The 25,127-nt window shown below is 57.6% G+C and carries 21 protein-coding genes; 13 read left to right on the forward strand and 8 right to left on the reverse strand.

The window, feature by feature from the left end:
• Positions 1 to 5 precede the first annotated feature (5 nt).
• Positions 6 to 692 (reverse strand): HD-GYP domain-containing protein, encoded by a 687-nt coding sequence (locus tag HPY65_09825; GenBank protein ID NPU84774.1) that lies wholly within the window; start codon positions 690 to 692, stop codon positions 6 to 8.
• Positions 693 to 768: 76 nt separating this feature from the next.
• On the reverse strand, positions 769 to 1,440 hold the full coding sequence (locus HPY65_09830) for a Crp/Fnr family transcriptional regulator (protein ID NPU84775.1): 672 nt from the start codon (positions 1,438 to 1,440) through the stop codon (positions 769 to 771).
• 137 nt (positions 1,441 to 1,577) lie between these two features.
• Here HPY65_09830 and trxA point away from each other — a divergent pair, with 137 nt between their 5' ends.
• The 3 genes from trxA to dinB all read left to right on the forward strand — a co-directional run bounded on the left by trxA (position 1,578) and on the right by dinB (position 4,282).
• Complete coding sequence (gene trxA / locus HPY65_09835; GenBank protein ID NPU84776.1) at positions 1,578 to 1,913, forward strand: thioredoxin; 336 nt, start codon at positions 1,578 to 1,580, stop codon at positions 1,911 to 1,913.
• A 126-nt stretch (positions 1,914 to 2,039) separates the two neighbouring features.
• Positions 2,040 to 3,032 (forward strand): arsenic resistance protein, encoded by a 993-nt coding sequence (locus tag HPY65_09840; GenBank protein NPU84777.1) that lies wholly within the window; start codon positions 2,040 to 2,042, stop codon positions 3,030 to 3,032.
• A gap of 134 nt (positions 3,033 to 3,166) precedes the next feature.
• Entirely contained in the window at positions 3,167 to 4,282 is a 1,116-nt protein-coding gene (dinB, locus tag HPY65_09845) for a DNA polymerase IV (GenBank protein ID NPU84778.1), read from the forward strand.
• A 65-nt stretch (positions 4,283 to 4,347) separates the two neighbouring features.
• Here the strand turns inward: dinB and HPY65_09850 are convergent, their stop codons facing one another.
• Positions 4,348 to 4,932 (reverse strand): helix-turn-helix transcriptional regulator, encoded by a 585-nt coding sequence (locus HPY65_09850; GenBank protein NPU84779.1) that lies wholly within the window; start codon positions 4,930 to 4,932, stop codon positions 4,348 to 4,350.
• 1,047 nt (positions 4,933 to 5,979) lie between these two features.
• Between HPY65_09850 and HPY65_09855 the strand changes: the two genes are divergently transcribed.
• The 4 genes from HPY65_09855 (at position 5,980) to HPY65_09870 (ending at position 9,996) form a co-directional block, all read left to right on the forward strand.
• On the forward strand, positions 5,980 to 7,032 hold the full coding sequence (locus HPY65_09855; protein ID NPU84780.1) for a 3-keto-5-aminohexanoate cleavage protein: 1,053 nt from the start codon (positions 5,980 to 5,982) through the stop codon (positions 7,030 to 7,032).
• Between the two features lie 96 nt (positions 7,033 to 7,128).
• Complete coding sequence (locus tag HPY65_09860) at positions 7,129 to 7,914, forward strand: glucose 1-dehydrogenase (GenBank protein ID NPU84781.1); 786 nt, start codon at positions 7,129 to 7,131, stop codon at positions 7,912 to 7,914.
• 235 nt (positions 7,915 to 8,149) lie between these two features.
• Positions 8,150 to 9,010 (forward strand): MoxR family ATPase, encoded by an 861-nt coding sequence (locus HPY65_09865; protein ID NPU84782.1) that lies wholly within the window; start codon positions 8,150 to 8,152, stop codon positions 9,008 to 9,010.
• A 161-nt stretch (positions 9,011 to 9,171) separates the two neighbouring features.
• Positions 9,172 to 9,996, forward strand: coding sequence for a VWA domain-containing protein (locus tag HPY65_09870; GenBank protein ID NPU84783.1), 825 nt, complete (start codon positions 9,172 to 9,174; stop codon positions 9,994 to 9,996).
• 18 nt (positions 9,997 to 10,014) lie between these two features.
• On the opposite strand, the gene HPY65_09875 is transcribed toward HPY65_09870, so the two are convergent.
• Positions 10,015 to 11,136 carry a hypothetical protein gene (locus tag HPY65_09875; protein NPU84784.1) on the reverse strand — a complete coding sequence of 374 codons (1,122 nt, stop codon included), beginning with the start codon at positions 11,134 to 11,136 and terminating at the stop codon, positions 10,015 to 10,017.
• A 330-nt stretch (positions 11,137 to 11,466) separates the two neighbouring features.
• On the opposite strand from HPY65_09875, the gene HPY65_09880 reads away from it, so the two are divergent.
• Positions 11,467 to 12,036, forward strand: coding sequence for a GAF domain-containing protein (locus HPY65_09880; protein NPU84785.1), 570 nt, complete (start codon positions 11,467 to 11,469; stop codon positions 12,034 to 12,036).
• A gap of 30 nt (positions 12,037 to 12,066) precedes the next feature.
• On the opposite strand, the gene HPY65_09885 is transcribed toward HPY65_09880, so the two are convergent.
• Complete coding sequence (locus HPY65_09885; GenBank protein NPU84786.1) at positions 12,067 to 12,654, reverse strand: hypothetical protein; 588 nt, start codon at positions 12,652 to 12,654, stop codon at positions 12,067 to 12,069.
• Between the two features lie 537 nt (positions 12,655 to 13,191).
• On the opposite strand from HPY65_09885, the gene HPY65_09890 reads away from it, so the two are divergent.
• From HPY65_09890 to HPY65_09910, 5 genes are all read left to right on the forward strand, one after another.
• Positions 13,192 to 15,222: a hypothetical protein gene (locus HPY65_09890; protein NPU84787.1), complete on the forward strand. Its 2,031-nt coding sequence runs from the start codon at positions 13,192 to 13,194 to the stop codon at positions 15,220 to 15,222.
• 159 nt (positions 15,223 to 15,381) lie between these two features.
• Positions 15,382 to 15,873, forward strand: a complete 492-nt coding sequence (locus tag HPY65_09895; GenBank protein ID NPU84788.1) for a hypothetical protein — start codon at positions 15,382 to 15,384, stop codon at positions 15,871 to 15,873.
• 243 nt (positions 15,874 to 16,116) lie between these two features.
• Positions 16,117 to 17,619 carry a tetratricopeptide repeat protein gene (locus HPY65_09900; GenBank protein ID NPU84789.1) on the forward strand — a complete coding sequence of 501 codons (1,503 nt, stop codon included), beginning with the start codon at positions 16,117 to 16,119 and terminating at the stop codon, positions 17,617 to 17,619.
• A gap of 15 nt (positions 17,620 to 17,634) precedes the next feature.
• Positions 17,635 to 17,937, forward strand: a complete 303-nt coding sequence (locus HPY65_09905; GenBank protein ID NPU84790.1) for a hypothetical protein — start codon at positions 17,635 to 17,637, stop codon at positions 17,935 to 17,937.
• Positions 17,938 to 17,968: 31 nt separating this feature from the next.
• Positions 17,969 to 18,520 carry a DUF2889 domain-containing protein gene (locus tag HPY65_09910; protein NPU84791.1) on the forward strand — a complete coding sequence of 184 codons (552 nt, stop codon included), beginning with the start codon at positions 17,969 to 17,971 and terminating at the stop codon, positions 18,518 to 18,520.
• 203 nt (positions 18,521 to 18,723) lie between these two features.
• On the opposite strand, the gene HPY65_09915 is transcribed toward HPY65_09910, so the two are convergent.
• The 3 genes from HPY65_09915 to HPY65_09925 all read right to left on the reverse strand — a co-directional run bounded on the left by HPY65_09915 (position 18,724) and on the right by HPY65_09925 (position 25,065).
• A complete protein-coding gene (locus tag HPY65_09915; GenBank protein NPU84792.1) occupies positions 18,724 to 21,003 on the reverse strand; it encodes a CHAT domain-containing protein in 2,280 nt (759 codons plus the stop codon).
• A 196-nt stretch (positions 21,004 to 21,199) separates the two neighbouring features.
• Positions 21,200 to 21,544 carry a DUF4019 domain-containing protein gene (locus HPY65_09920; protein ID NPU84793.1) on the reverse strand — a complete coding sequence of 115 codons (345 nt, stop codon included), beginning with the start codon at positions 21,542 to 21,544 and terminating at the stop codon, positions 21,200 to 21,202.
• Between the two features lie 152 nt (positions 21,545 to 21,696).
• Positions 21,697 to 25,065 (reverse strand): sulfatase-like hydrolase/transferase, encoded by a 3,369-nt coding sequence (locus HPY65_09925; GenBank protein NPU84794.1) that lies wholly within the window; start codon positions 25,063 to 25,065, stop codon positions 21,697 to 21,699.
• Between the last annotated feature and the right edge of the window lie 62 nt (positions 25,066 to 25,127).

Here is a 25,127-nt window from a genome sequence, read left to right on the forward strand (position 1 = left end):
CACAATCAATCCAGCTCAAGCATCTTGTAACCCTGAATGTCGAAGAGCCGCAGGCAGGCGTCCACGACGTCCTGGTCGAAGATGCTGCCCCGGTCCCCCTTCATGGAATAGATGGCAACGTGGACCTCCCGGGCCGGCCGGTAGGCCCGCTTGGACGTGATTGCGTCCACCACGTCGGCAACCGCCAGAATACGCGATTCCAGGAGGATGCGCTTTCCCTTCAGGCCTCTCGGGTATCCGGAGCCGTCCATCCTCTCGTGATGCTCCCAGGCCATTCTCGCCACCGGCCAGGGAAAGCGGATTCCCTTCAGCATTGCATACCCGATCTCGACATGGGTCTGCATGACCAGGGCCTCGCTTTCGTCCAGCCTCGCCTCCTTGTTGAGAACCGCACCCGGAACGTCGATCTTGCCGATATCATGAAGCAGGGCTGCCAGTCGGAGGCCGGTGATCCGGTTCTTGTCCAGATTCATCTGTTCGCCGATGGCGCGGGCGAGGTCGGCCACCCTGAACTGGTGCCCTTCCTTGTATGTATCCCGGACTTCAAGGCTGACCGCAATGGCCCTGGCCAGGGCGAAAGCCCGCTGGAGGCTTCTCTCCGGACTGAGCTCCGTCTTTTTTTTGGAGAACAGCTGCTGCATCTCCTTCAGCCGCTCCTCGATTTCCATCTTCATCCGTTCTACGTCGATCATTGATTTCACCTCCAAGAAAGGTGGACATGCCATTGTAACACAATCACCGGCCGAAAACTGACCTGTTGTCGCGGGATCAGCTTCCCTCCGCCATCTGCACGAGAGACGGCCGGTCCAGCAGGCGGACGACCCGCCCCTCCGTACGGAGAAGGCCTTCATTGCTCATTTTCTTGATGGCCCTGGAGAGGGCCTCCGGGGTGGCACCCAGGATTTTTGCCAGTTCGCGCTGGGTAATCGGCAGCGCAACGGAATCCGCGGCCGCACCGGGTTTCAGGCTCAGCAGATACGTCGCCAGGCGCTGGGGGATCTCCATGAGCGACAGGGACTCCACGAGCGCCATGGATTCTCTCAGGCGGCGCGAGAGAACCCGGATGATGTTCAGGAGGAGAGAGGGTTCCTGGCGGGAGATCTCTTCGATGACAGGGCCGGGGATGACAAGCAGGCTCCCCTCCTCGAGGGCCATGGCGCTGGCGGGGAAGGAATCGACGGCGAAGGCCGTGCACAGGCCGAAAGGTTCTCCCGGGCCGAGCACATAAAGTGTCTGTTCTTTTCCTTCCGCGGAACTCTTGTAGAGCTTCACCCTGCCCGAAAGAATCACATAAAAGGCCCGGGCCGGATCCTCCTCCCCGATGATCAGGTCTCCCGGGCGAAAGGGTTTCCGGACGACCTGTGTCGCCAGGGCGTTCATGCGTTCCCGGCCGATCCCCTCGAACAGGGCGACCTCCCGGATCTGTTTTGCCGTATCCATGATTTTTTTCTGCCGGCGTTGATCCAGATCAATGACGCATTCTGCGTCCTCCTGTAGGGATGAATCAACGGGATGGAAATTCTAACACAGCCGTCCCACTGAAACCACGAAAGTTTACGCATAAGGAGGAAGGAAAAATGAATACCCGGGAACATTTGAAGTCCGTGAACGATGCATCCTTCGACGTTGAGGTGCTGAAGGCGGAGCGGCCGACACTGGTCGATTTCTGGGCGCCCTGGTGCGGACCCTGCCGGGCGATGGGGCCCGTCCTTGAGGAAATCGCCCGGGATTACGAAGGGCGACTGAACGTGGTCAAGGTCAATGTGGACGAGAATCCGAAGACGTCGCTCCTGTACGGGGTGCGGAGCATCCCGACGCTCCTGGTGATCCGGGACGGAGAGGTCCGGGAAACCCGGGTCGGCATGCTGCCGCGGGAGCAGCTTGCCGCCATCGTCGACCGCAGTCTCCAGTAAGAACGCGACCCGGCCCAGCGGGATGCCGGGCCGATCGCTTCCCGATGCATTCCCGCCCGCTCCCGGCACCCGGTTTCCGGGTACCGGGAAGCAGGCGGAAGGCCCTGAAAACGCGAGGAATGAACGATGATGAAGATCCTTGGAACCCTGAACCGGAACCTGGCGGTTGCGATCCCGGCAGCCATGGCGCTGGGGTTCGCCGTCGGCATGGTGATGGATGCGCGGGTCCTGAAAGGAGGGATCCTGCCCCTTACCTTCCTGATGGTCTATCCCATGATGGTGACGATGAAGCTCCGGAAGATCCTGGAGGGCGGGGACGGGAAGGCCCAGGCGATGGCCCAGGCCATGAACTTCGGGATCGTCCCCTTCGCCGCCTTCGGGCTGGGTCTGGCCTTCTTTCCCGGCCGGCCCTTCCTGGCCCTGGGGCTGCTCCTGGCGGCGCTGGTGCCGACGAGCGGCATGACCATCGCCTGGACGGGCTTCGCAAAGGGGAACGTCGAGGCGGCGGTGAAGATGACCGTCGTGGGGCTGATCCTGGGCTCGCTCCTGACGCCCCTCTACCTCAACTCCCTCCTGGGAGCGAAGGTGGCCGTCGACCTCCCGGCCGTATTCGGGCAAATCCTGCTTACGGTCTTTCTGCCCATGGCGGCGGGGTACGCGACACAGCGCGCGCTGGTCCGGCGTTACGGTCAGCGGGATTTTGAAAAGCGACTGGCACCACGCTTTCCGGCTTTTTCAACCCTGGGCGTCCTGGGGATCGTCTTCGTCGCCGTGGCCCTGAAAGCAAGGGAGATCGCCGCCCATCCGCTCCTGGTCGGAGAGGTGCTCGTTCCGGTAATCCTCCTCTATGGGGGAAATTACCTGCTCGGTGCCTTGGCAGGGAAGACGTTCCTGAACCGGGAAGACGCCATCGCCCTCGTGTACGGGACGGTCATGCGGAACCTTTCCATTGCCATGGCCGTGGCCATGAACGCCTTCGGAGAGGCGGGCGCCGAGGCGGCCCTGGTCATCTGCGCGGCCTATCTCGTCCAGGTCCAGTCCGCCGCCTGGTCCGTCGGCTGGGTGAAGCGGTTCTTCGAGCCGCGGATCCTTCCCGTTGCAGCACCCGAAGAGTCCTGACGCCGGGCCCGCGTCCGCATTTGCCTCGGCGCAATCCGGCAGGACGGATCACCGTCTGCCGGGCCCAGTTTTTCTTTGACATTAGAACGGTCGTTCTATATGCATGCCTCAAGAAAAACTGGAAACGCCATGGCATGAACCCATCGCTCCCCCCGGAGGAAAACCGGACCCTGAACGGCTCCCCGGCCAGAAGGATCCTCCATATCGACATGGACGCCTTCTTCGCCGCCGTGGAGGAGAAGCGGAACCCCGCCCTCAGGGGGAAGCCGGTGATCATTGGGGGCATGGGCGACCCGTCCCGGCGGGGCGTCGTCTCCACGGCGAACTACGAGGCCAGGAAATTCGGCGTCCACTCCGCCATGCCCCTCAAGACGGCTCTGCGCCTCTGTCCCCGGGGCGTCTTTCTTCCCGTGGATTTCGAGGCCTACGAGGCCGCGTCACGGACATTCAAGGGCGTGCTCCTGGGCATCGGTGCCCCCATGGAGGACGTCGGGATCGACGAGGCCTACCTGGATCTCTCGCTTCTGGAAGATACAAACGAGGCCGTCGCCGGGAGGATCAAGGCGGGCATCCGGGAAGCGACCGGCCTGACCTGCTCCATCGGCATCGCCCCCAACAAGCTCCTGGCCAAGATCGCCTCGGATCTCGAGAAGCCCGACGGCCTCACGATCATAGGCGAAAGCGACATCGAGACCCGGATCTGGCCCCTTCCCATCCGCAAGCTCTACGGCATCGGCCCCAAGACGGAGGCCTCCCTCCGGGAGATGGACGTCCTCACTATCGCCCAGCTGGCCGTGCTTCCCCTGGAGGTCCTGGTCGGCCGCTTCGGGGAATCCTATGGACATTACCTCCGGGAGGCCTCCCGGGGGATCGACGACAGTCCGCTGATCACCCACTGGGAACCGAAGTCTTTCAGCCGGGAGACGACCTTTCAGGCGGACGTCAGAGACTGGCAGGCCATCGCCCGGACCATCGCGGAGCAGGCTCGGGACGTGGCGTCGGACCTGGAGCGGAGGGGCTACCTGGCCCGGACGGTGACCCTGAAGGTCCGGTTCGACGATTTCCGGACTGTCACCCGGAGCTGCTCCCTCATCGACCCCGTCCGGAGCGAAGGCCTGATCCGGCGGGCGGCCTTCTCATGCCTCCAGCGCGTGGAGCTGCGGCGGAAGGTGAGGCTGATCGGGGTCCGGGTGAGCAACCTGGAGAAGGGGGATCCGGGAGGCATGCCCCCGGGAAAGGGAATCTTTTAGATTCTTTCAGGGAGGAGGCGCGCCGGCCGGACGATCAGAAAAAACCGTTCATCTATAAAAACATATTAAAACGTCGGTGGCGTGACGGCGGCAAGAAATATTGTCTTTTGCTTGCTCAAATTTGTATATTTATGAAGGAAATTACTTGGATGGTAAATTGTATCTCCTTCTGTAATGATGTACTTTTCAACCTTGCCTGATGCAGGATCCGTTAAGATTACCTCTATCTTTCCCTGAATGACGTGTGAAAATTCCTCTCCGTCGTGCTGGAAATCACCAATTGAAGCCCCTGGCTCCATAATGAAAAGTCCCGCCCAGATTTTTTTGTTCCTTGCTTTTTTTACCAGGGAGTAGATTTTAACATCGTCGTTATCAGAGATAATTGCTTTTGCCTCTTCGTATTTAACAACTCTTTCATCTTCCGATGTGTCGATCAGGTCATGTATCGAACTGTCAAAGAGTTTCAGGATCTTCTGCAAATTGGCTAAACTGATTCCTGATTTCCCATTCTCAAAAAGACTTAAGAATGAAACGGACAGCCCCGTGTTATCCGAAACTTCCTGCAATGTAACGCCTCGGGTTGTCCTCAGCTTCTTCAGCCGTTGCCCGACATTCTGTAACTCTTTTTTATCATCAATGACACTGTTCATTCATGTTCCTTTCTTTACGGCAAATTACAGTCAACATTTCTATTATATCGGCAATTCTGAAATTTCAGTATATAACAAAACGGGTATATATTGTCAATGATTATTTACTGTTAAGGATCTTGCCTCGTTCCTGTGAGATGTCTGTCGGCGCATCAAATGGCGAAACTGAAGGATGGTAACAACTGTAAGTAGAGGTATTGTTCGACATAATATGTCTGAACCGCTTTTTGAAATTAGTATAATTGTTGAGTCATGTTGCTTTAAGGGGTGATCCATCGCCCGTATCCGCATGAAACATAAAATTACGCTCCTGCCATTTTGAGTCTCTCAGGTAAAAATTGCTTCCGGTGTCGAGGGGCCGTTCTCTTCTGCCGTCATCGGCCCGAAGCCTTGCTGTCTCCAATTCCAATCCCCCCACCCTTCGCTTGACTGTGAGGACATCCTTCCTCCCTGCGCCTTGCACCAGCGCTTACCGGGCCAGTTTGTTTTGAGTATCATAGAAAAATCACCTTGACAACCGACGGATCTTTTTTTATAAACTGAAAAAAACAAAAACGTCTGGCCGGCGATGCAGCTCTTTCCGATCGAGGTCCACGGTGGTGCAATTGAATTACTGATGCTTTCGGCAGAATTGGAGCAGGCATGAATCGATTGGGTAATAATGAACAGAATCAATAGGATGCAATCAAAACACTCCCGGTGCGGATTCTGTCATCCTGTGAAAGTATCATCCCGTGTCGGGAGGATTGAGGTGTCAAGCCTGTGGCGATGGAGGTCGACACTTGACGGAATCACAAGATTTCCAGCGGTCTTTGGGTCTTAACGAACATGTCGGGTGACCATATGTGTTTAATATGATGAATGAAAATATCGATGAGGCGGGTGCGCTCGGGCTAGACGCAAAATATTAAAAACTTTTGAGTTGATTTCAATGTCCAGGGAAGGGGGTGACGGAAGGAGGTCGGGGCTGCCCAAACGAGCGAACAAGCTTCAGTAACTTAACGGAAGCATGAAGTAGCCAATACAAACGAAAGGAGCTTATTGGCGATGGCAAAAGACAAAGTGAACTGGGAATGGGTAAACGAGTGGAAGAAAGACGTGAATCCGCTCGGCATGAAAGAGGAATTCAAGTGCCTCTGGATCCCTTACGGACTTCCCGAAGTCGTGGACCCCGTGGGGACCAAGTTCGGCATCGGCATCGAGGTTCAGCCGAAGTGGAAAATCCCGCAGAAGGTCTTCGTGTCGCAGACGATAGTCGGCGCCTTCTACAGCAAACAGGGAAACCCCAATCATCCCATCAAGCCCGACGAGATCCGGGATCAGGCCCTGGCCTGCCTGGAAGCGGGCGCTCCCAACGTGCACATCCATGTGCGCGACGAAAACGGATACAACGTTCTGGACCCGGAACTGTTCCATTACGTGATCGACCCTATCCGAAAGCAGTTTCCGGAACGGCTGGTCTGCGGCTGCATGGTTCCGTTCCAGACGGGCGAATGGGAAAAATTCATCGAATGTATGGAGGACGGGCTCTTCGATCAGACGCCGATCAACTCTGTGGCGGCTTTCTGCGGGGACACGCTCTTCTGCAAGCCACCCCATGTCATGATCGAAAAGACAAGAATCTGCCAGGAGCTGGGCTGCAAGCCGCAGATCGCCGTGTACAGTGACGGGGATATCGATAACGCGGACCGCTACCTTATCAAGACGGGTCTGCTCGAGAAACCCTACTACTGGATCATCCTTCCGACGCTGCCCGGCGGATCGCCCATGCAGAATCCCAAGGCCATGGTGGAGGTCCTGATGCACTACACCAACAGGATCCGGGAGATCGACGAGGATTCGCAGATCGTCGTCTGCGCCTCGGGCCGCGCTTCAACGTACCTCACGACCTTCGCGCTTCTTCTGGGCCTGCACATCCGCGTCGGCATGGAGGATTCCGTCTGGAAATGGCCCCACCGGGACGAGAAGATCAAGAACAATCTCGAGACGTATCTTGCTACCAAGCAGATCGTGGAGCTCCTCGGGCGGGAAATCGTTTCACCCGAAGAGTGGCGGCAGACCCTGAAGATGAGAAAACCGGGCGGCAAGCTGAAAGCCTAAGCAGGGAGCCATAAGTCATCAAAACAAGGGAGAGGCTGTCTCTTTCTGCAAAGGTAGAGACGCCTCTGCCCTTTTAAAATATCCAAGGGGGAAAAAATGAATAAATTGGCAGGTAAAATTGCTGTTGTGACGGGATCCAGTTCCGGTTTTGGACGAGCCATCGCCAAGGCGTTTGCCGCAAGCGGCGCCAAGGTCGTGTGCAGTGATATCCGGAAAGAGGCCAGGCCCGAGGGATACGAAACGGATATCAATCTCTCGACGGACGAAGCCATCAAAAAGGCAGGCGGCGAGGCGATCTTCGTCAAGTGTGATGTCACAAAAGAGACGGAGGTAAAGGATCTGGTCGACGCGGCGGTCAAGAAATTCGGCAAGCTCGACATCATCATGAACAACGCAGGGGTATTTACCCGCATGGCAAAAATTCATGAATGCACGGAAGATGAATATGAATTTACCATGGGAGTCAATATCAAAGGTGTTTGGAACGGCTGCAAGTATGCGATTGCCCAGATGCTCAATCAGGGTAACGGCGGGAAGGTGATCAACCTTGTTTCCATCGGCGGACTGGTCGGCCTCGCCAACGAGCCGGCTTACTGCGCATCCAAGGGGGCCGCGGCCAATCTGACCAGGCAACTGGCGATCGATTACGGCCCGGACAAGATCACCGTGAACGGAATCTGCCCCAATTACGCTCCTACCGCCATGTGCAGGCCCTATTATGAAGACGAAGGCGTCAAGAAGTACGTGGAGGATGTTACCCCTCTCGGACGCTGGGTAACTGCGGAAGAGATCGCCAAACTGGCGGTTTATCTGGCCTCGGATGAAGCGGATTACATCACCGGGTCATTGATTCCCATTGATGGCGCGTACACCGCGCGCTGACGGGTGAGGCGATCGCCGGCCTGCGGAGATGAGCGAATCTCCACATTGAAATGAATGAGATTGTTATCATGATGGACGGATAGATAACGGTCAGCTTGTATTTTTTGTGCAACGTTTCAGTTCCCGGAGGGGGAGTGATGCGCTCTCCCTCCGGGAACCATGCATTGTGTCGATTAAGATAATATTCAGTTCTTTGGCATGTGAAAGTGAGCGGTCGAACATCATGAATGAACGGATGAAGAATGTTTATGAACGGGTTGTCGGGCGCAGGCGGGAGATCCTGATGATCGTCTCGGCGCTCGAGGCGGGGAAGCACATCTTTCTGGAAGGCCCTCCGGGGACGTCCAAGTCGACCATCCTCCAGGCCGTCTCGGAATGCACGGGGCGCCAGTACTGCCTGGTGACGGGGAACAGCGACCTGACGACGTCGAAGCTCATCGGCTATTTCGACCCGGCGGAGACCCTGGCCAGGGGATACCGCCCCGAATTCTTCCAGTACGGTCCGCTCCTGCAGGCCATGAAGGAAGGGATGTACCTCTACGTCGAGGAGTTCAACCGGCTGCCCGACGAGACGACGAACGTGTTCATCACGGCCATGTCCGAAAAGAGGCTGACCGTTCCGAGGCTGGGGATCGTGGCGGCGGACCCGGCGTTCCGCATCATTGCGGCGCTCAACCCCCTGGACGACATCGGCATCAGCCGGATCTCCCGGGCCCTGAAGGACCGCTTCACCTCCATCCGGATCGACTACCAGACGCGGGAGGAGGAGATCGAGATTGTCCGGCGGCGGACGGGAGGAGCCGAAGACGGGATCGTCGAACTGGCCGTGGACATCGCCCGGGAGACGCGGAAGCATCCGGATCTCAAGCTGGGCGCGTCCGTCCGCGGGAGCATCGACATGGTGGACGTGTACCGGAGCGGCCGGGATCTGCAGCCCGGGAATCCCTCCGGAGCGTTGAAGGCCGGGGACCTCAAGACCCAGGCGGCCTTCATGGCCTTCCGCAACAAGATCTGGCTCTACGAGACGAGCGAGAGAAAGCCGGAAGAGATCATCGAAGAGATCATGGAGAGGCTGGAGAGGCAAAAAAAAAAGTAACCCTCCGGGACCTTGAGCTTCTCCTCGAATCCGGCACCGCATCGATCGGGGCCGGCCGGGACCCCGCCGAGCTTCTCCCCATCGAGCGACGGATCGACGACCTCCTCCGGCAGGGCGACCTCAGGACCGTCTTTGGCATCTCCGAAGAATACTCCCGGACCGTGGGAAGGATGCTGGGGAACTACGGGGTTCTCCTGGCGCAGTGGGAAGAGAGCGATCCCGAGCTGGTCCGGAAGCTCCTGACCAGGACCTGGAATCGCCTGGACGAGAACGTCCGGAAGCAGTTCCTCCATCTCATGATCGGTATGATCTACCGGGTGTCCCGGAGCGAGCTGGTCCACCGGGGAGCGCCCACGGGCGATGTCGCCACGGTGCCGTTTACCTTTTCGGGGGACGAGATCGATCTCGACCGGACCATCGAGGCGACGGTCGAGCACCCCCTGCCGCGCTACGAGAACCTCTTTGTTCTGGACAGAAAGAAGCGGAAAAACGCGGCCGTCATCATCATGGACGCGTCCGGCTCCATGCAGGGAGAGAAGCTGTCCATGGCGGCGATCGCCGTGACGTCCCTCGCCGCGAACCTGGACGCCCGCGATGAGTACGGCGTCGTCCTGTTTTCCGAGAAGGTGAACGTCTGCAAGCGGATGGACCAGGCGAAGCCCCTGGACGAGATCATCAACACCGTCCTGTACGTCCGCCCCGAGGGCCGGACGAACATCGGCCTCGGGCTCCTGGCGGGTCTCACGGAGATCCAGCGGTCCACCATCGACAGCCGGACCGGCATCCTGCTCACGGACGGCGGGCAGAACACGGGCCAGGATCCCCTGGGCGTCGCCCGCCGGTTCCCGCAGCTCCATGTCGTCGTTCTGCCCGGCGGCAACCCGGAACTGGCCGGACAGATCGCCGCGAAAGGGCGGGGCAGCCTGATCTCCCTGAAAAGCATCCATGACGTCCCGCGGGCCATCGTCCGGTGCCTGTGCCGGTGAGAGGCTTGATGGATTTTGTCAGCGTCTCGGCCGGGTCAGCCGGAAATCCTGCCGGGGCAGGCCCGGATCGCGGTTCGGGTCGTAGGTCGTGTCGTTCGAATAGATGTAATCGCCATTTGCATTGACCCAGCGGCGGCTCCAGTCGCTCGTGTCCCGCTCGACCTTCCCGGTGATGGGATTGACGTAATCCTCCTGGCCGGTGAGGGTCAGATACTGGTCCTTTTGAATGGCCTGCTGGGTGCGGGTCCGGTGAGCCGTAATCTCACGGTCGATCCTGTTCAGATCCTCGAGGACCTTCCGGGAAATCTCGGCCCGTTCGCCCTGCCCCCGCAACTCTCCCGCCACCCACTGCGGATTCAGCCGGACCGAGTTCCCGACGATGTCCAGCACGGGTTTCCATTGATCCACGTCACCCGCCGGCGAACGCATCGTCGTCGTGAAGTCGTTCGCCCACAGGCCCATGGAACGGCGGGCATCGACCAGGACCGTATAGAGCAGCTCCTTGTAGGCCTTTCCGTTCTCCGTGTATTCGACGATGATGAATCCCGCCTGATAGGTCGGAGGCTGAATGCCGACCTGCATCAGTGCCCGGGCGACCGGCTCCGACAGCCGGCTAACGAGCTGTGCCAGTTTCGGAAGGGACTCCTTCTGGACGACCCGGGCGCCGGTCGCGCCCGCCCTGGTCTGCGAAAACACATACAGGAGGTAATCTTCCCAACCGGGCATGCGGACGACAGTCATTCCGTTGTAGTTCATCCCGGGGCCGTGCGTCGGCGGCAGCATGGGACCGTCGGCGTAATTGATCTTGGGTAGCCTCCGCAGCATGACCGTGCCTTCGGCGTCGCTCTTGACCGCGATGTCGCACTTGGCCTCGATGGAGTTACCGGTTCCGCCGGTCCTGTTCGGATCCACGCGGAAGATCCCCCCCTCCACGATCCAGCCCCTCGGGACCAGCATGGTAAAAGCGTGCTCTCGGGGTTCCGAAACACGGGTGAAGGCAATGGTCGGGGGGACTTTCTTTATGGATGTTGTCTGTCGGGCGTTTTTCCTGGATTCGGACGCAGCGACCGATGCGGATGCCGCTGTGAAAAACACTGAAAGGGCCACTGCAATGGCGGCCATCGGCAACATCTTCTTCATGGACGCACCTCCCGGGGGCGAGTCGCCCGACGGGCATTTTACCCATCATCGGGAAGAATTGAAAGCCGATCGTTGGAAAATGCATGGACTGCCTCCGCCTGTTGCATTGACGAATGCCGCGAATGGCATTAAGATTATATGAAAAGAATGTTTATGCCTCCGCGTTCGTTTCCATAACCTTCCGAACAACGCTCGATATACCGGCAACGATCGACCCCGTTCATCACCTCAACGAGAATCGCAAGCGGCAACCAGTGAAGGATTCCTTTCAAGCATTGGTGCATCAGGGGGTCCGTGAACGAAATTTTTTCAGGACAAGGAGGTGCCGACATGGAAAAGCGTATCGAGACGTACTATCACGGATTATACGAAGCGGCGGCCGTCCTGAATTCCACCCGCCAGATCCGGGACATTCTCCATTCCATCGTGGAGATTGTTGCGAAGAGAGTGGATGCCAAGGGGTGCTCGCTGATGCTCCTTTCCCGGAATAAAAGAGTGCTCAGCCATGTCGCGTCGTTCGGACTGAGCGAGGGATACCGGACGAAGGGCCCCGTGCTGTCGGACAAAAGCCTTGCGGAAGCCCTGGCGGGCAAAGTGGTGAATGTCCTCCATGCGTCGGATGACGACCGGATCCAGTACCCGGAGGAAGCCCGGAAAGAAGGAATCGCGTCGATCCTGTCCGTGCCGATGATGCTGCGGGATGAAATCGTCGGTGTCATTCGGGTTTACACGGCGGAGCCGCGGCAGTTCACGATCGACGACATCTATTTTATCGGGGCGGTCGCCAACCTGGGAGCGATCGCCCTCGAGAATTGCAAACTCTACAGGACCCTGAAGAAAGACTACGAGACGTTCCGGCGGGAGTACTTCACCCATATCGGTGAGGACCGGGCGTGGTAGGAAACGGGGCAGGGGCTCGGGCAGGCGGTCTCAGAGCGGCTGGCCGCACACCGGACACATGCCGCCGGGCGGGAGGTCGGTCTTCCTGAACTCCATGGTACAGTGCGGGCAGGTGATGAATGGCGAGACCTCGGAGGAAGGCCGGTCCTGCCCCCTTGGCGATGCTGCAGCCCGCTCTCTTGCTTTTGCCGCCTTTTGCGCCAGGTCTTTTCGGACCTCCGGATTCAGCGAGCGCTCGACGGTGTTGAGCGTTTGTTTGGCCAGCATTTGCGTGGGGATGCGGATATAGGTGAAGTGGTATCCGCCATCGGGATCTTTCCACTGTATGTTGAGGCGGTATGCAACGTGAATGGTTTTCTTCGGAAAGAGGAGCGCCAGCGGTCCCAGAAACAGGAATCGGCCCAGGGGGTAGGTTCTCTGGACGGAGGTGTCGTCCAGGAGTGAGACCTCGGTAATGCCGTCGAGGGGAATGCGGCCGATTTCCTTCTCGCCGTCATGCAGGATGAGGGATTCGTGTGTCGGCACGCAGGCAACCAGCCGGTCGGACGGGATCTCATCCAGCAGGGCCTGCAGATGATCGGCACTCCCCTTATGTGTTTCTCCCGTTGCTGTACTCATCGTACCTTGAAACTTACGTGATCCATGGTTTCATGTCCATGATTTCCTGCCGGCCGCAATCCGCCGCCGGGCTCTTGAAAAAACGAAGATTTCTCGCAGTAACTTCCACACGGGCGATTCCACTGAATTATAAGTACTTGACACAACCGTCTTTCTTCCGTAAGCATGGGCTCTGCCATCTTAAATGCCTGTAATTACGCTTAGTAGGGAGAAGAGCTAATGTGATGAGAGAAGTGCGTATGATCACTGGGCCGAATAAAGAGACACTTGAACAAGGATGAAGCTATGCTGAGTTTACTCAATTCATTTTCAAAACCGGCAAGCCTTAAACAACTCCCTCTCAAACGTCAACTAATCGATTTTTCCCTGGACCGACTCGTTCGCGGGGTGGACAATATCCACATCGACGTTCACATAAGTCCTCAGTTTCAGAATGTCGTCAAACGCACGATTTCTCTTCTCGTCATTAAACATAGTGGTGCCGAAAACTATTTCAAAGATTATCAAAGAGAAAACCTTAAGAATGACATCAATACGTTGAGGAAGATCTGCAGCGATGTTCTTCTGGACGGAATCAACCGGGCCAAATCGGCGGCGGAAGTTCAGATTGACTTGTTGGGGCAGATTTCTCTCGTAAAGTTCTTTATTGAGGAAATCAGGAACCAATATGAAACGTTTATCGCTAATTTTAAGGATATTATAAGAAGCTATGAATTATCCCTTGACCATGATTCGTACGAATCCTTTAAAATCAAAGAGAAGCTGAATGAATTAAACTACAACCAGAAGCGGATTCTTCTTCACGTCGGAGACGAGCTGTTCCGGTTGATGACCGAGGCCAACGGCGGAACTCTTCATGATATCCGGGAGTCGAACTTTCAATCCGATCAGATCCTTCCCGATAATATCTTCCTCAACCCGATTCTTTACACGGACAACATGGTGGACGATCTTTTTCTGATCGAGGCATATGTGCTGATCAGCCAGAGGTCGGAGGATCCCGACAATTACGCGAATCTGAAAATGATGATTTACGATCTGTTGGAAAAGACGGATTTATCCGATGGGGATTCCGGCGGCGGGGAGCCTGTCCATAAAGACGGTCCAGGATTGAAAATCGAAGAAAGGCAATTGCTGGCGGGTGGAAACGGCTTCGATCCGCTGCTGATGCAAATCGAGAACATCGACATCTTGTTCGACTGTTTCGAGAGCCGGGACAAGTATGAGAGATTGAAAAGGAACAAAGAGCCTCGGGAGACGCTCGAAGCGATCAGGTCGCAGATGAAAATTCAGGAGAGCCTGCTGACTCTCTTTTATCGAAGATTCAATGAATCTCCCGTCATGAGGCAGGTCGTTGCGGCGTATGAAGTCAGGGAGATATACGGCAAGTACTGTCCCCCTCTGCGGCTTCACCAGTTGAGGGAGTTCCTGCTCGATCCCCGATCGGGAGAACCCGTTATCCGGCAGTTGAAGGGCAGGAAACCGGATGCCATTGAGCTGCTTTATAAAACGAGCCGCCAGATACAAGGCTGCTCCACGACCAAAAAGCAACGGCATCTCCTGCAGTTCCTGAGGGATTTTTCCCGCTATCACAGGGATTTGCGCGTCTACGAGCTGCTGAGAGGCGTCATGGATGCCGTCAGCCTCGTCAACGACGACAAAAAGATGATGCTGTCGAGGGAAAACCGGTCCCTGTATGAGTTTCTGCTTCCCAGCGAACGGATCATGGGGGAGAAGCCGATCGTCAATCACGTCATCATGAAGGCGGATATCCGGGGATCCGTTGACATCACATACACCATGATTGAAAGAGGGTTGAACCCGGCATCCTATTTCAGCCTCAATTTCTTCGACCCGATCTCCGAAATTCTCTTCGACTACGGCGGGGCCAAGGAGTTTATCGAGGGGGACGCCATCATCATGTCGATCTTCGAGCACGAGGACACGCCGGAGGGCTGGTACAGCGTGGCCCGCGCCTGCGGGCTGGCCGTCAGGCTGCTCCAGATCGTCCAGCAGTACAACGTGAAGAGTCAGAAGCACAAACTGCCGGTGCTCGAGTTGGGAATCGGCATCTGCTTTCACCAGAGTCCTCCTTCGTTTCTGTTCGACGGTGATTCGCGGATCATCATCTCCCCGGCCATCAACCTTGCGGACCGCCTGTCGAGCTGCAGCAAGACGCTGCGCAAACAACTCAAGGACGAAAACCGGCTCTTCAATCTGTTTGTCTTCCAGGACATCCCGGATGAGGAATTCAAGGCCACGGCGGACGACCTGTCCCTCCGGTACAACGTCAACGGGATCGAGCTGAGTCCCGAGGGATTTGCCAAGCTGTGCAAGGAAATCAGCCTGAAAAGCGTGGAGTATCCGATAAACAGCAGCGAAAAGGTCACGCTGTACACGGGGACGGTGCCGACGATCAGCGGCGGGTCCCAGCGCCTCGTCATCCGGGAGGCCGAAGTGCTTCGGGTCAAGCCCAAAACCGTGGATGTGATCGACAAGACGTCCAGGAAATACTATGAGGTTTGCACCCAGCCCGAGATCTATGAGTTCGTAAAAACCCGCATTTAAGCCTGTGCGATCGCCCGTAGGCGGTCCCATCTTCTTTTTTTTGCCCGGCACGGACATTTCCCGTCCCTTCATCACCGGTCGATAGGCCGCACCGGAAATTGCCGTTCCGGTATTCGCTCTTTCCTTGACGCGGCGCTTTGATGAATTTAAAGTGCCCGTATGAAAATCCACTCCCGCCACACGGCACTTCAACCCGGTCATCAAAAAACAGGAAAGCTCCCTCGACCGGTTCCGTTTCTCATCCTGCTGCTTGTTGCAACCTTCAGCCTGTTCCTCTGGGCCTGCATGGAGGCCGGCGAGCCCACCGACACGCCGGAGCAGGTCACCCGTGTCTACGAGGCCAAGGAGAAGTTCGTTCTCCAGGCCATTGCCAAGGTCTTCAATGAAAAAGACCTCGGGAAAGCCACGGTCAATGCGGACGCGCATGAAGTGACGTCGGACTATGTGTATCAGGGTGAATGGAGAACCCGGGGCTCCGCCCGCACCCGCCAGATCAACTGGAAGGAAACGGAAGTGACGCTCACCGTCATTACGGAGAAGAAGTCGTCAGCGGGATGGGAGATGCGGCGGCTGCTTGGAGCGGATCAGTACAAAAAGATTTTCAAGGCCATCGAGACCCAGATCTACCGGGAGATGTACAAGACCGAGTGAGCGAAGTCCGCCGCAGACAAAACCGGGACCGGCGGAAGTGAGATGCGTCATGTCCGGCGGAATGAAGGCCCCGGACAACCTTCAAGCCCTTTCGATCTGCTTCGCCTGATAAAGAAATTCCCCCGCCCTTCGATACCCCAGTTCGATCATCTCGGACGCCCGCATTCCCATGGTCATCTCCTTGTGATTCACCCGGTCCTGATGTATTGAAATTGCGTCCATCCGGGAAAGGAACATCGACCGATGAAACTCAATCCGAAGAGAATCGCCGTCTTTTCGCTTTTGCTCGTTCTGTCCGTTACAATTCCCGCATTTGCGGAAACCAGGACCTTCATCAAGGAATACACCTACCAGGCGAGCGAGGATGACAGCCGGAACTCCAGCCGGGTCATCGCCCTGAGGGAGGTGAAAAGGCTTCTCCTGGAGGAGCTGGGGACCTACCTGGAAAGCGAGACGGAGGTGAAAAACGTTCAGCTCACCCGGGACCAGATCACAACCCTGACCGCCGGCATTGTCCAGACGGAAGTCATCCAGGAAAAGTGGGATGGCCGTGTCTATTGGCTGAAATCGAAAATCGCGGCGGATTCGGACAAGGTGGTCCAGTCGATCAACGACCTTCGCAAGGATCGTGAAAAAACAAAAGAATTGGAAATGATGAGGAAGAAGTCGGACGCACTGCTCAAGGAAGTCGAAAAGCTTCGGAAGGAGCTGGCGTCGGCGAAGGATGGAAACCGGGAGGCGAAGAAGACGGCGTATGATCTATCGATCAAGGAGTTGTCGGCCAAGGAATGGCTTGAGAAAGGATTTGCGGCGAAAGACCGCCGGGCATTCAAGGAGGCCGTGGAAGCATATGGTCGAGCCATCGAACTGGACCCTGACAACATCGAGGCCTACTATGCACGGGCGGTGATCAGCGACGAGAACCATGCCATGCAGGATTTCTACAAACTGTTAACAAAAGATCCGAAAGATTCGAAAGCCTTTCTGTATCGGGCATGGACCTATAAGGAGCTGAACAAGCCCGATCTCGCACTTCGGGAATTCGGGAAGGCAATTGAGGCGGCTCCCAGTCCCGTAGAAAAGGCGGAGGCTTATTTTGAACGCGGGAAGTTCTACTATGCCGTCATGAGGAATCACCGTCTCGCAATCCAGGATTACACACGGGCGATCGAATTGAGACCGAAGGATGCAGATTATTATTTTTATCGGGGAACATCCTATAGCGGCCTTCAAAACGGCGATCTTGCTTATTCGGATTTCAGCAAAGCCGTCGAACTCGCCCCGAGAGATGCGTCCAATTATCTGTCTCGTGGAAGTGTATTGCTGAATTTGATGAACAAGCCTGAATCGGCGATAGCTGATTACAGCAAGGCCGTTGAGCTCGAACCGATCGGGTTCAATTTTAAACAGCGGGGAATCATGTATGAGATGATCGGCAGGAAAAATCTCGCGCTCAGCGATTACAGCAAAGCCGCTGAATTGTACGGGGACGATGCTTCCAGGCGCGGGGATTACGAATTTGCGATCGATCAATACAATGATGCCGTCAAATTGAAGCCGGAACGTGCAACTCTCTTTTATAAGAGGGCCCTGGTTTATGCACTTATGGGGGATTCGAAGAAAGCGCTGACGGATTTAAAGAAGGCGATGGAACTTGATTCATCTTGCAAAGACAGCGCCCGAAAGGCCCCGCAGTTCAACAGCATCCGGAATCACCCGGGCTTCATCAAACTGGTTGGAAAATAATCGGCCGTCGGGGACATGAACTGCATCCGGTGCAACAGGGAATTCTCGTTCAAGGAAGATTGCATTGCCTCCATCTCCGGCAGCATCCTGGGCGACGAATGCACGGAATCGTTCTTTTACTGCGACCGCTGCGGGGTGTACACGAAGGAAGTGTTCTGGGACTGCTTTTCGGGAGAGGAATCCGCCTCCGTGTGCGGGCCGATACCGAAACCGGACGGGGATGGGAAGGTTGCATTGATCAAACGCTGCTCGGAGCCCTGGAACAAAAAGTGCCGCTGCGAGGCGCACGTGTCCTATTTTGACGGATCTCTGGACTGACCGACATCATTTGAACGGGGAGGCTGACGGGATGCTCGTATTCGGAAAACCGAGGGGGGAGAAGTACCACACCAGAACCATCGAGACGACCAGCTACGATTATGACGAGCGAAGGTTTGTCGTCGAGGGATGCCTGACGGATTACCGGTTCAAGGATTATCACCTGGCGACGGGCGAAGAGCGGTCGGGCGGTATCCTGCACCAGATGATCGTCTGTCTGCTCGTGAACAAAGCAAGCCTCGAGATCGAGGATCTGCAGGTTGAAATGCCGGTTATTCCACGGGACGAATGCCTGGAGACCATCGACTGTCTGGATCCCGTCAAGGGGATGAAGATCGTCGGCGGCTTTTCGGCCAAGGTGAAAGACATCGCCGGCGGTACGAAAGGATGTAACCACCTGGTGGCCCTCCTGACCGCGATGGGTCCCTCCGTGATGCAGGGATACGGCGCTTATCACGACCATCGAAGCCCCAACTTTCTGGCGGAGAATTTCCAGATCCTGATGAACACCTGCCGAACGTGGCGGGAGGATGGACCGCTGGTTGGGATATTGGAAGACAAGAGGAAAGCGGGGAAAGGGTGAAAGGCGTAGCCGGGAATTTGTGACCGATCACGTATTTACGTCCAAGGCCGTCCGGTCGAATTGGGGGCTCCTCCATTTGGTAAAGGTAACGTCGCTCCGCTTTCCCGGGAGATGCATGAAGAGAGACGCGTGACGTCAAGGGGAGCGGGCGGATTTTGCGCATGTGACGGCTATGGATGAACATGCCGGATGTCTGCCATGTCCTATCTGGCCCTGCCGGTTAATTGGAACGAAGACCAGTAATAGGGATGCGGATATTTCCTGCGCGTTTCGATCTGGGCCTTGCGCAGGGCATTGAGTTTGTCCGTTTGCCGCATTTCCTGGTAGAATCGGATCATCAGGAGAGACGTTGCCAGGTCGTCCACTTTCCAGAGGCTGGCAACAATGGAACCGGCTCCGGCATAGAAAAATCCGCGCGTCAGCCCCACCAGGTCGTCCCCGTTGGCCACCTTGCTCAGGCCCGTTTCACAGGCGCTCAGGGTGACAAGGCTGGTGTCCAGTTGCATGGAGTAAAGCTTGTCCACCGTCAGCATCCCGTTGGAACCGGCGTCGGGAGAGAGAAGAAGCGCCGATTGCAGCGGATTGTCGGGTGAAAATTGACCGTGCGTGGCAAAGTGAATGTACTGGTACTCCCCGCCATACCTGCGCACGACATCCTCCGTGGCCTGCTTCCGCACAAACACTCTGGAGTTCTGCCAGATTTTCGCAACCTCGACCGCCTCTTTCTGGGCAAAGACAAGGTCGTGAGCCGGATTGCCGAGATCGGGGTTGCCCAGGGCCAGGATCCCTCCCTTTCCTTTCCCTTTCTTCTCTCCCAGGTACTTCATGGCACTTGCACTGGGCATCAAGCGGATCCGGTAACGGTCGATCAGGTATTGTTTCCCGTCATGCAAAGCGTTGAACGGTATGTAGTGCAGAATGCCATGTGAAACGATTACGAGATTCTGGTTCTGCAACGCCGTTTCCAGCGGTTTGAACAGGCGCTGATACAGTTTTCCGGCATGCATCAACGTTGCGGGCGAGCGGGGGTTTTCCAGGGACTTCCTGAAGGCCGCCACCTCTTCCTCCAGCCCTGCGGGATTGAGCCTGATGCTTTGCAGGCTTCCGGCGGTAATGACAAAAGCGAACATGTCGTTGCCGGAATAATAGTACTCGACCAGGGACTCTTTCGGGGAGAGAAACGATGCAATCTCGGATACGGGCGTGGAATCCACCGTCACCAGTGAAGCCAGCTCCGGAACGTCGCGCTGCAGATCCTGCCGCGCTTTGACGGCAATGCTCCGGCTTTGCGACGGGTTGACGCTCTTGTCAGAAGACAGGATTTCCTCCTCCGATTTCACCGTGGCGGCCAGGACATTGCGCACCTGTTCCTCCCTGCCGGTTGACTTGACCACGAAGTCTTTCTTGCCGGCCAGGAGATCGACCAGGGCGCGGGATTTCGATCGCTCCACGTACTCGAAGGCTTTCTCATACTGCCTGTCCGCATAAAGCCCCGCGATCAGGCTGTGATACACGGCCTGCTTGTCCCCGACAAATCCGATTTTCCCGGCCTCAACATTGATGGTGGAGCGCTGCTGTTCGATAACGTCCACCGCCTTTTCATAAAACCGGATCGCCTCCCGGGTGTTGCCTTCTTTTTCGGCAATCCGGCCCCGGTCGAACAGGATAATCCAGTGCATCTCCCCCCGGTCCTGGATGTAGGGATACTTCAACAGCGCATCATAGCCCTGCTTGGCCTCGGCAGTACGCCCCACTTCATAGAGGCTTTTGTTTTTCATGAACTCAAAGGACAATTTATTGTTGGTGAAGACATCCCACCCGCTGATTGTTTTCAGAAAGGAGTTGGAGTCCTCAAACTTGTAGGAAACGGCATCGATGGCTTCGGGGTACTTCTTCAGGATGATGTAAATCTTGGCCAGAGCGATGTTTCGATCATCCTTGACCAGCATATAGGGATAACCCAGATAAAGCCCTTTGAGCTGTTCGGCGGCGGCATTGGCCTTTTCCGCCTTTCCGGCCAGGCCATAGGCAATCCCCAGGATTTCCAACACCTTGACTTCCTCGAAGCGGTTCAGTTGGTTGTCGACAACGATTTTATTGGAGAGTTCGGCCGCCTTGACGGCGTCTTCGTACTGACCCAGTTCGATCAAGGCGCTGGTCCGGAGTCTGGACGGCGTTGCGGAATGGTTCCAGGTATCGGCGATGAAATCTCCCTTGTCCACCTTGGCCTGGGCCGCATCCAGACAGGGAAAGAGTTTTTTGTAATTTTTCAGCTCCCCGTATGCGGAGCACAGATAGATCAAATCCTGAAAGGGCAGGCTGGAATACTGTTCCTTACCGGGTTCGAATTCCCGGACGACCTGGGTGTAATTCGCCTCGGCGACCAGATTCAGTCCCTTGCTGTTGAATGAAGCGGCACACCCTGAAACGATGCAAGCGGCCAATACGACGGCAATCCATGAATACCTTGTCCTTCCCGACATGCCGAACCACTCCTTTCGCGTTCTTCTTGCCTCGCCGGAGCGGAGTTCGGATTCATTCGTGACGGATGGACCATGAAACCGCTCGAGAGGATCGGATCGTGATTTGCCCGGGAGCCATGTACCACACTCAGCGACAGATTTCTGCCATTGTCTTCCGCGGAGGACACCTTTTTCCCGACGGCGGATATCGGATTGCCTATCGTATGTAATAACCCGATACTCTCCAGCGGCCGTCCTGATCAAGTATGGGGGTGACGGTTTCGACAGCCGATTGCTTGTTTTGAAAGGAAGTCTCGAACTGGATCACGACATAGTGGCCGTCCGGCGCACCGGGAACGGACGTTCTGTACTCCTTCGCCTTCAACTTTCGTGAAATCATCTTTCCCAGGGGCCCACGAACCGACTGCACCATCTGTTCCCACTGGTCCTGCCTGACTGCGTTCCGGAACAGCCCTGCCGACTCCTGCCAGCTCTCGGCATATTTCCCCTCGTCGATCAGCACCAGCCACCGCTCCGCCGCGGCCAGCGCGGCCTTTTCCATTTCATTGCCTGTTCCGCAAGAGATGCAACCCAAGAGCACGATCGTAATCAACATTCCAGCCGCTGCGACCCTTTTCATATGATTCACGCTCCATGTCAATTTTCCCGATGGTGGTTTGATTACACCGATCGGGAAGCCAAAGGGTATGGTCTTTACTCCTGTTGCGCGATGAGATGGAACCGCACCGTCGAGGCGATACCCGTCTCGTCGATGGCCCTGACAACGATGGCGTGGCGGCCGGGCGCAAGCCGGACCCGCGCCTCCCAGAAGGACGTCCCCTCTGCAGGCTGAAACTTGTCTTCTCCGTCCACACGGAACTCCACCCGCTCGATTCCGACCGAGTCCTTGACGAATCCCAGGATGCTCGTGGTCCGGCCTGCCGGAACCACCTGGTCCTCCGCATGGGAGGAGACTAGAATCTTCGGAGGGTCCAGGAGATCCGTCCCGTCGGCGGGCAGGGCGTCCAGGAAACCCAGTGCCCCGGCCACGGTGGGCGCGATGTCGTCGATCTCGACCACCGAGCGCACGATGCTTTGCCGGCCTCCGGAGGGATTCATGATCAGGAGGGGGACCTGGTCTTCGACGCGCTCGCCGCGGCCGTGCTGTCCCAGGTAGATGCTTCCCCGGGGGGAGAAGTAGTAGGGGTTCTTCGCCTCCACCAGGAGGTCCCCCGAGCGGCCGGAACCGGACAGCCCCAGGGCTCGCGCGTTGAGGCGCTCCTCGCTGTCCCGCTCCAGCCTTCTCGTCACGACCTTTCCATTGTTCCCGCTCATCAGGAAGACGGCGGGCTCTTTGCCGGGGATGCCGGTCTCGCTGAAGAAGATCCGGGACACGTAAGGCTCCTTCAGCAGGAGGGCCGAAACCGCCTCGATGTCCGACCGGGCCGGCGGGGAAGACCAGGGGGACCCGGGGGGCCGGATGGAGACAAGGGCCGCATTGCCGTTGGAGTCGGCCATGACGGCGATGTCGAAGTCCGTGGCGTTTTCGTCCAGGCGTCCCGACTTGTCCAGGGGTGGACGGTACGGGCTTCCGGCCAGGGCATGATAGACCCTCTCCGCATCGACGGTGAATTCGTCCTTCGCCACCGCGTCCGCCTGTCCATGGTCGGATGCCAGGAAGATCAGCGTCTCGTCCAGCAATCCGCGGTCTTCCAGGGCCTTAATGATTTCTCCGATCAGCGGATCGAGATGCTTCGCCAGGTAGTCCGCCTGCCGGTCTCCGGCACCTCCGATGGGGCCGGGGCCTTTCGCGTGGGACCACCCGTCCAGTCCTGAAAGCCATATGCCCATCAGCTCCGGCGGATTCTCGCTTCGGATCAGGGCCACGGCTTTTCGCGCGGCGGAGGCGTCCAGGAGGGCGTACTGGTTGACGAACGGCAGAAAATCGAGACTGATGAGGGCGTCGAAGAGGTCCGGGTTCACGACCACGTCGGCGCCCCGTCTCACGGGATCGAAAACGACCGCCGTCCGGGTCGTGCGGCCTCTCGCCATCTCCGCCTCCTTGAACGCCTCGTAAATCGTCCGCACATCCCGGGAGAGGTCCTGGTCATGAACGGGAATGCCCCCGAAGGACCAGGCGCGCCCCAAGCCGGGATCGTCTTCGCTGCCGTATTTCACGTATTCCCGCGTCCGCCGGTACAAGGGCACATTGGCGTCGAGGGTCCGGTCGAACCATTCATTCCCGGGGACTCCGTGACGGCCCGGGTAGACGCCCGTGAAAATCGTCGTGTGATTGGGGAGGGTGATGGAAGGGAGGGCAGAGAGGCACTTCGCGAAGCGCACGACCCCCCGCTCCCGGATCAGGCGTTCCAGGTTCGGGAGCCTCTTTGCGTCGAGGGCGTTGTAGGCCGACTCGCCCCGCAATGCGTCCACGACAATCACGATGGCCCGGCTCCGGGAGTCGAGGCGCTTTCGCAAAAGGCGGAAGGCCTGGAGGGACTCGACGCCCGTGATCGGTTTGATCGGCTGAAATCTCGGGGGAGCGCCGGGACCGGGAGCGAAGAGGCCGAGGCTCAGCGCGAGATCGGCGGCGCTCTTGTACCAGGCGCTGGCTTCCACGTCCTCGAAGCGGGAGGCCTTGTCCATCATCTGCGTGGCAAGCGTCTCGTCGCGGGTGGCCCTGGAAAGAACGTCCTCCAGGATAACGGCGAACTCGGCGCGGCTCAGCGCGTCGGAGGGACGGAACGTTCCGTCGGGGAAGGGCTCGAGTCCCCGAACGCCCAGAGCGAGAACGCGCCGGATGTCGTCCCGATAGGCACTATCCTCGATGTCTTTCACCGTTGGCGACGCCGCCTGCTTTTCGACATAGGGTCGCCAGGTCGCCGATCCCCGGATCGTCCGGATGCGATCCACGCGCAGCTCATGCACCAGCAGGGCCGCCAGCTCACCCCTGGTCACCTGGGGCAGGAGCCCCAGTCTCTTCCCCAGGTCGCTGCGAGGCGCAAAAGAGTATACGGACCGGATGCGCTCAACCCGGCGATCGAGATCGACCTTCCCGGAGGGGTGCGCTATGCGGCGAGCGCGCTCCAAGGCCTCGATGGCCCTGGAAAGGTAAAGACCTTGCTGAAACAGGTTTCCCAGCCGAAGAAGGCTCTCCCTGTCCTCGGCCTTGTACCGGTTCAGGACTTCCCACTCCCGCTCGGCCAGGTCGAGACCGTTAGGCGGCAACTCTCCGCGATTGCTCGCCGCGGCCAGGATCCGGATCGTCACCCTGGAGGTCCGGATGCGCTCCTCCCCGGAGCCGGCCCGGATCATTGCCTGGCGTACCTCCGACAGGGCCTCACCGGTCTTTCCCATGCTCCCCAGGGCTTCCGACAGCCCAAGGCGTGCTTCTAGCAGGTCCGGTCTTTTCTGCAGGACCGCCTGGAAGCGCGGGATAGCCTTCTCGTCCATTCCCGCCGCGAGAAGGCGGTTTCCGGCCTCGAGATCCACTTCCAGTCCCGGCGCCATGCGGACCTTGGTTTTCCTGCCCCCGGCCTCCGGATAGGACAACACGGACTTCTTCAGATCGAGGAACTGCCCGCCGAAACCGAAGGCCTCCATTTCCGCCATAGCTGCCTCCAGCGACCAGCCCTGGACCTGCATGCGGTAGATCGCGGCCATCACCCCTGTCCGGTCTTCTCCCTGCCGGCAATGGAAGAAAACCGGCCGGAGGGCGGGATCGGTAACAACGTCCAGAAAACGAAGGATCGAATCACGGCTTGGAGTATCCAGTGCGGACAAGGGGATGTGCTCGACTCGAAGGCCCAATGCCCCGGCCGCTTCGCGGTAGGGAACGTCATCCCGGAGACAGACCAGCGTCCTGACGCCGGCCCGCTTCAGCGACTTGAGTCCGCTGTCGGTGGGAGAGCCGCCCCGGTAAACGTCCGTGTCGATGCGGGCGAACCGCTCGATGCCGTCCACTTTCATGGTCTCGGCCATACCCGGAGGTTCCGCCGCCTGTTTCCTGACCGCCGGGGTGCTGCTGCAGCCTGCCTGAATGATGAGCAGCAGGGAAACGATCAGATACAGGGGTCCAATCATGAACGGCTTCTTTGATTCCATGATTTGCACCGAGTCATACCTCCTTTTGACAAGACGATGGT

It is taken from the genome of Syntrophaceae bacterium (genome assembly GCA_013177825.1).
GTDB lineage: Bacteria > Desulfobacterota > Syntrophia > Syntrophales > PHBD01 > PHBD01.

Coding starts and splice junctions, on each gene's coding strand:
- HPY65_09865 (NPU84782.1), top strand. CDS start 8,150: ATGAAGAATGTTTATGAACGGGTTGTCGGGCGCAGGCGGGAGATCCTG.
- HPY65_09925 (NPU84794.1), bottom strand. CDS start 25,065: ATGATTGGACCCCTGTATCTGATCGTTTCCCTGCTGCTCATCATTCAG.
- HPY65_09840 (NPU84777.1), top strand. CDS start 2,040: ATGATGAAGATCCTTGGAACCCTGAACCGGAACCTGGCGGTTGCGATC.
- HPY65_09875 (NPU84784.1), bottom strand. CDS start 11,136: ATGAAGAAGATGTTGCCGATGGCCGCCATTGCAGTGGCCCTTTCAGTG.
- HPY65_09860 (NPU84781.1), top strand. CDS start 7,129: ATGAATAAATTGGCAGGTAAAATTGCTGTTGTGACGGGATCCAGTTCC.
- HPY65_09855 (NPU84780.1), top strand. CDS start 5,980: ATGGCAAAAGACAAAGTGAACTGGGAATGGGTAAACGAGTGGAAGAAA.
- HPY65_09910 (NPU84791.1), top strand. CDS start 17,969: ATGCTCGTATTCGGAAAACCGAGGGGGGAGAAGTACCACACCAGAACC.
- HPY65_09880 (NPU84785.1), top strand. CDS start 11,467: ATGGAAAAGCGTATCGAGACGTACTATCACGGATTATACGAAGCGGCG.
- HPY65_09920 (NPU84793.1), bottom strand. CDS start 21,544: ATGGAAAAGGCCGCGCTGGCCGCGGCGGAGCGGTGGCTGGTGCTGATC.
- trxA (NPU84776.1), top strand. CDS start 1,578: ATGAATACCCGGGAACATTTGAAGTCCGTGAACGATGCATCCTTCGAC.
- HPY65_09895 (NPU84788.1), top strand. CDS start 15,382: ATGAAAATCCACTCCCGCCACACGGCACTTCAACCCGGTCATCAAAAA.
- HPY65_09850 (NPU84779.1), bottom strand. CDS start 4,932: ATGAACAGTGTCATTGATGATAAAAAAGAGTTACAGAATGTCGGGCAA.
- HPY65_09830 (NPU84775.1), bottom strand. CDS start 1,440: ATGGATACGGCAAAACAGATCCGGGAGGTCGCCCTGTTCGAGGGGATC.
- HPY65_09905 (NPU84790.1), top strand. CDS start 17,635: ATGAACTGCATCCGGTGCAACAGGGAATTCTCGTTCAAGGAAGATTGC.
- dinB (NPU84778.1), top strand. CDS start 3,167: ATGAACCCATCGCTCCCCCCGGAGGAAAACCGGACCCTGAACGGCTCC.
- HPY65_09825 (NPU84774.1), bottom strand. CDS start 692: ATGATCGACGTAGAACGGATGAAGATGGAAATCGAGGAGCGGCTGAAG.
- HPY65_09915 (NPU84792.1), bottom strand. CDS start 21,003: ATGTCGGGAAGGACAAGGTATTCATGGATTGCCGTCGTATTGGCCGCT.
- HPY65_09885 (NPU84786.1), bottom strand. CDS start 12,654: ATGAGTACAGCAACGGGAGAAACACATAAGGGGAGTGCCGATCATCTG.
- HPY65_09900 (NPU84789.1), top strand. CDS start 16,117: ATGAAACTCAATCCGAAGAGAATCGCCGTCTTTTCGCTTTTGCTCGTT.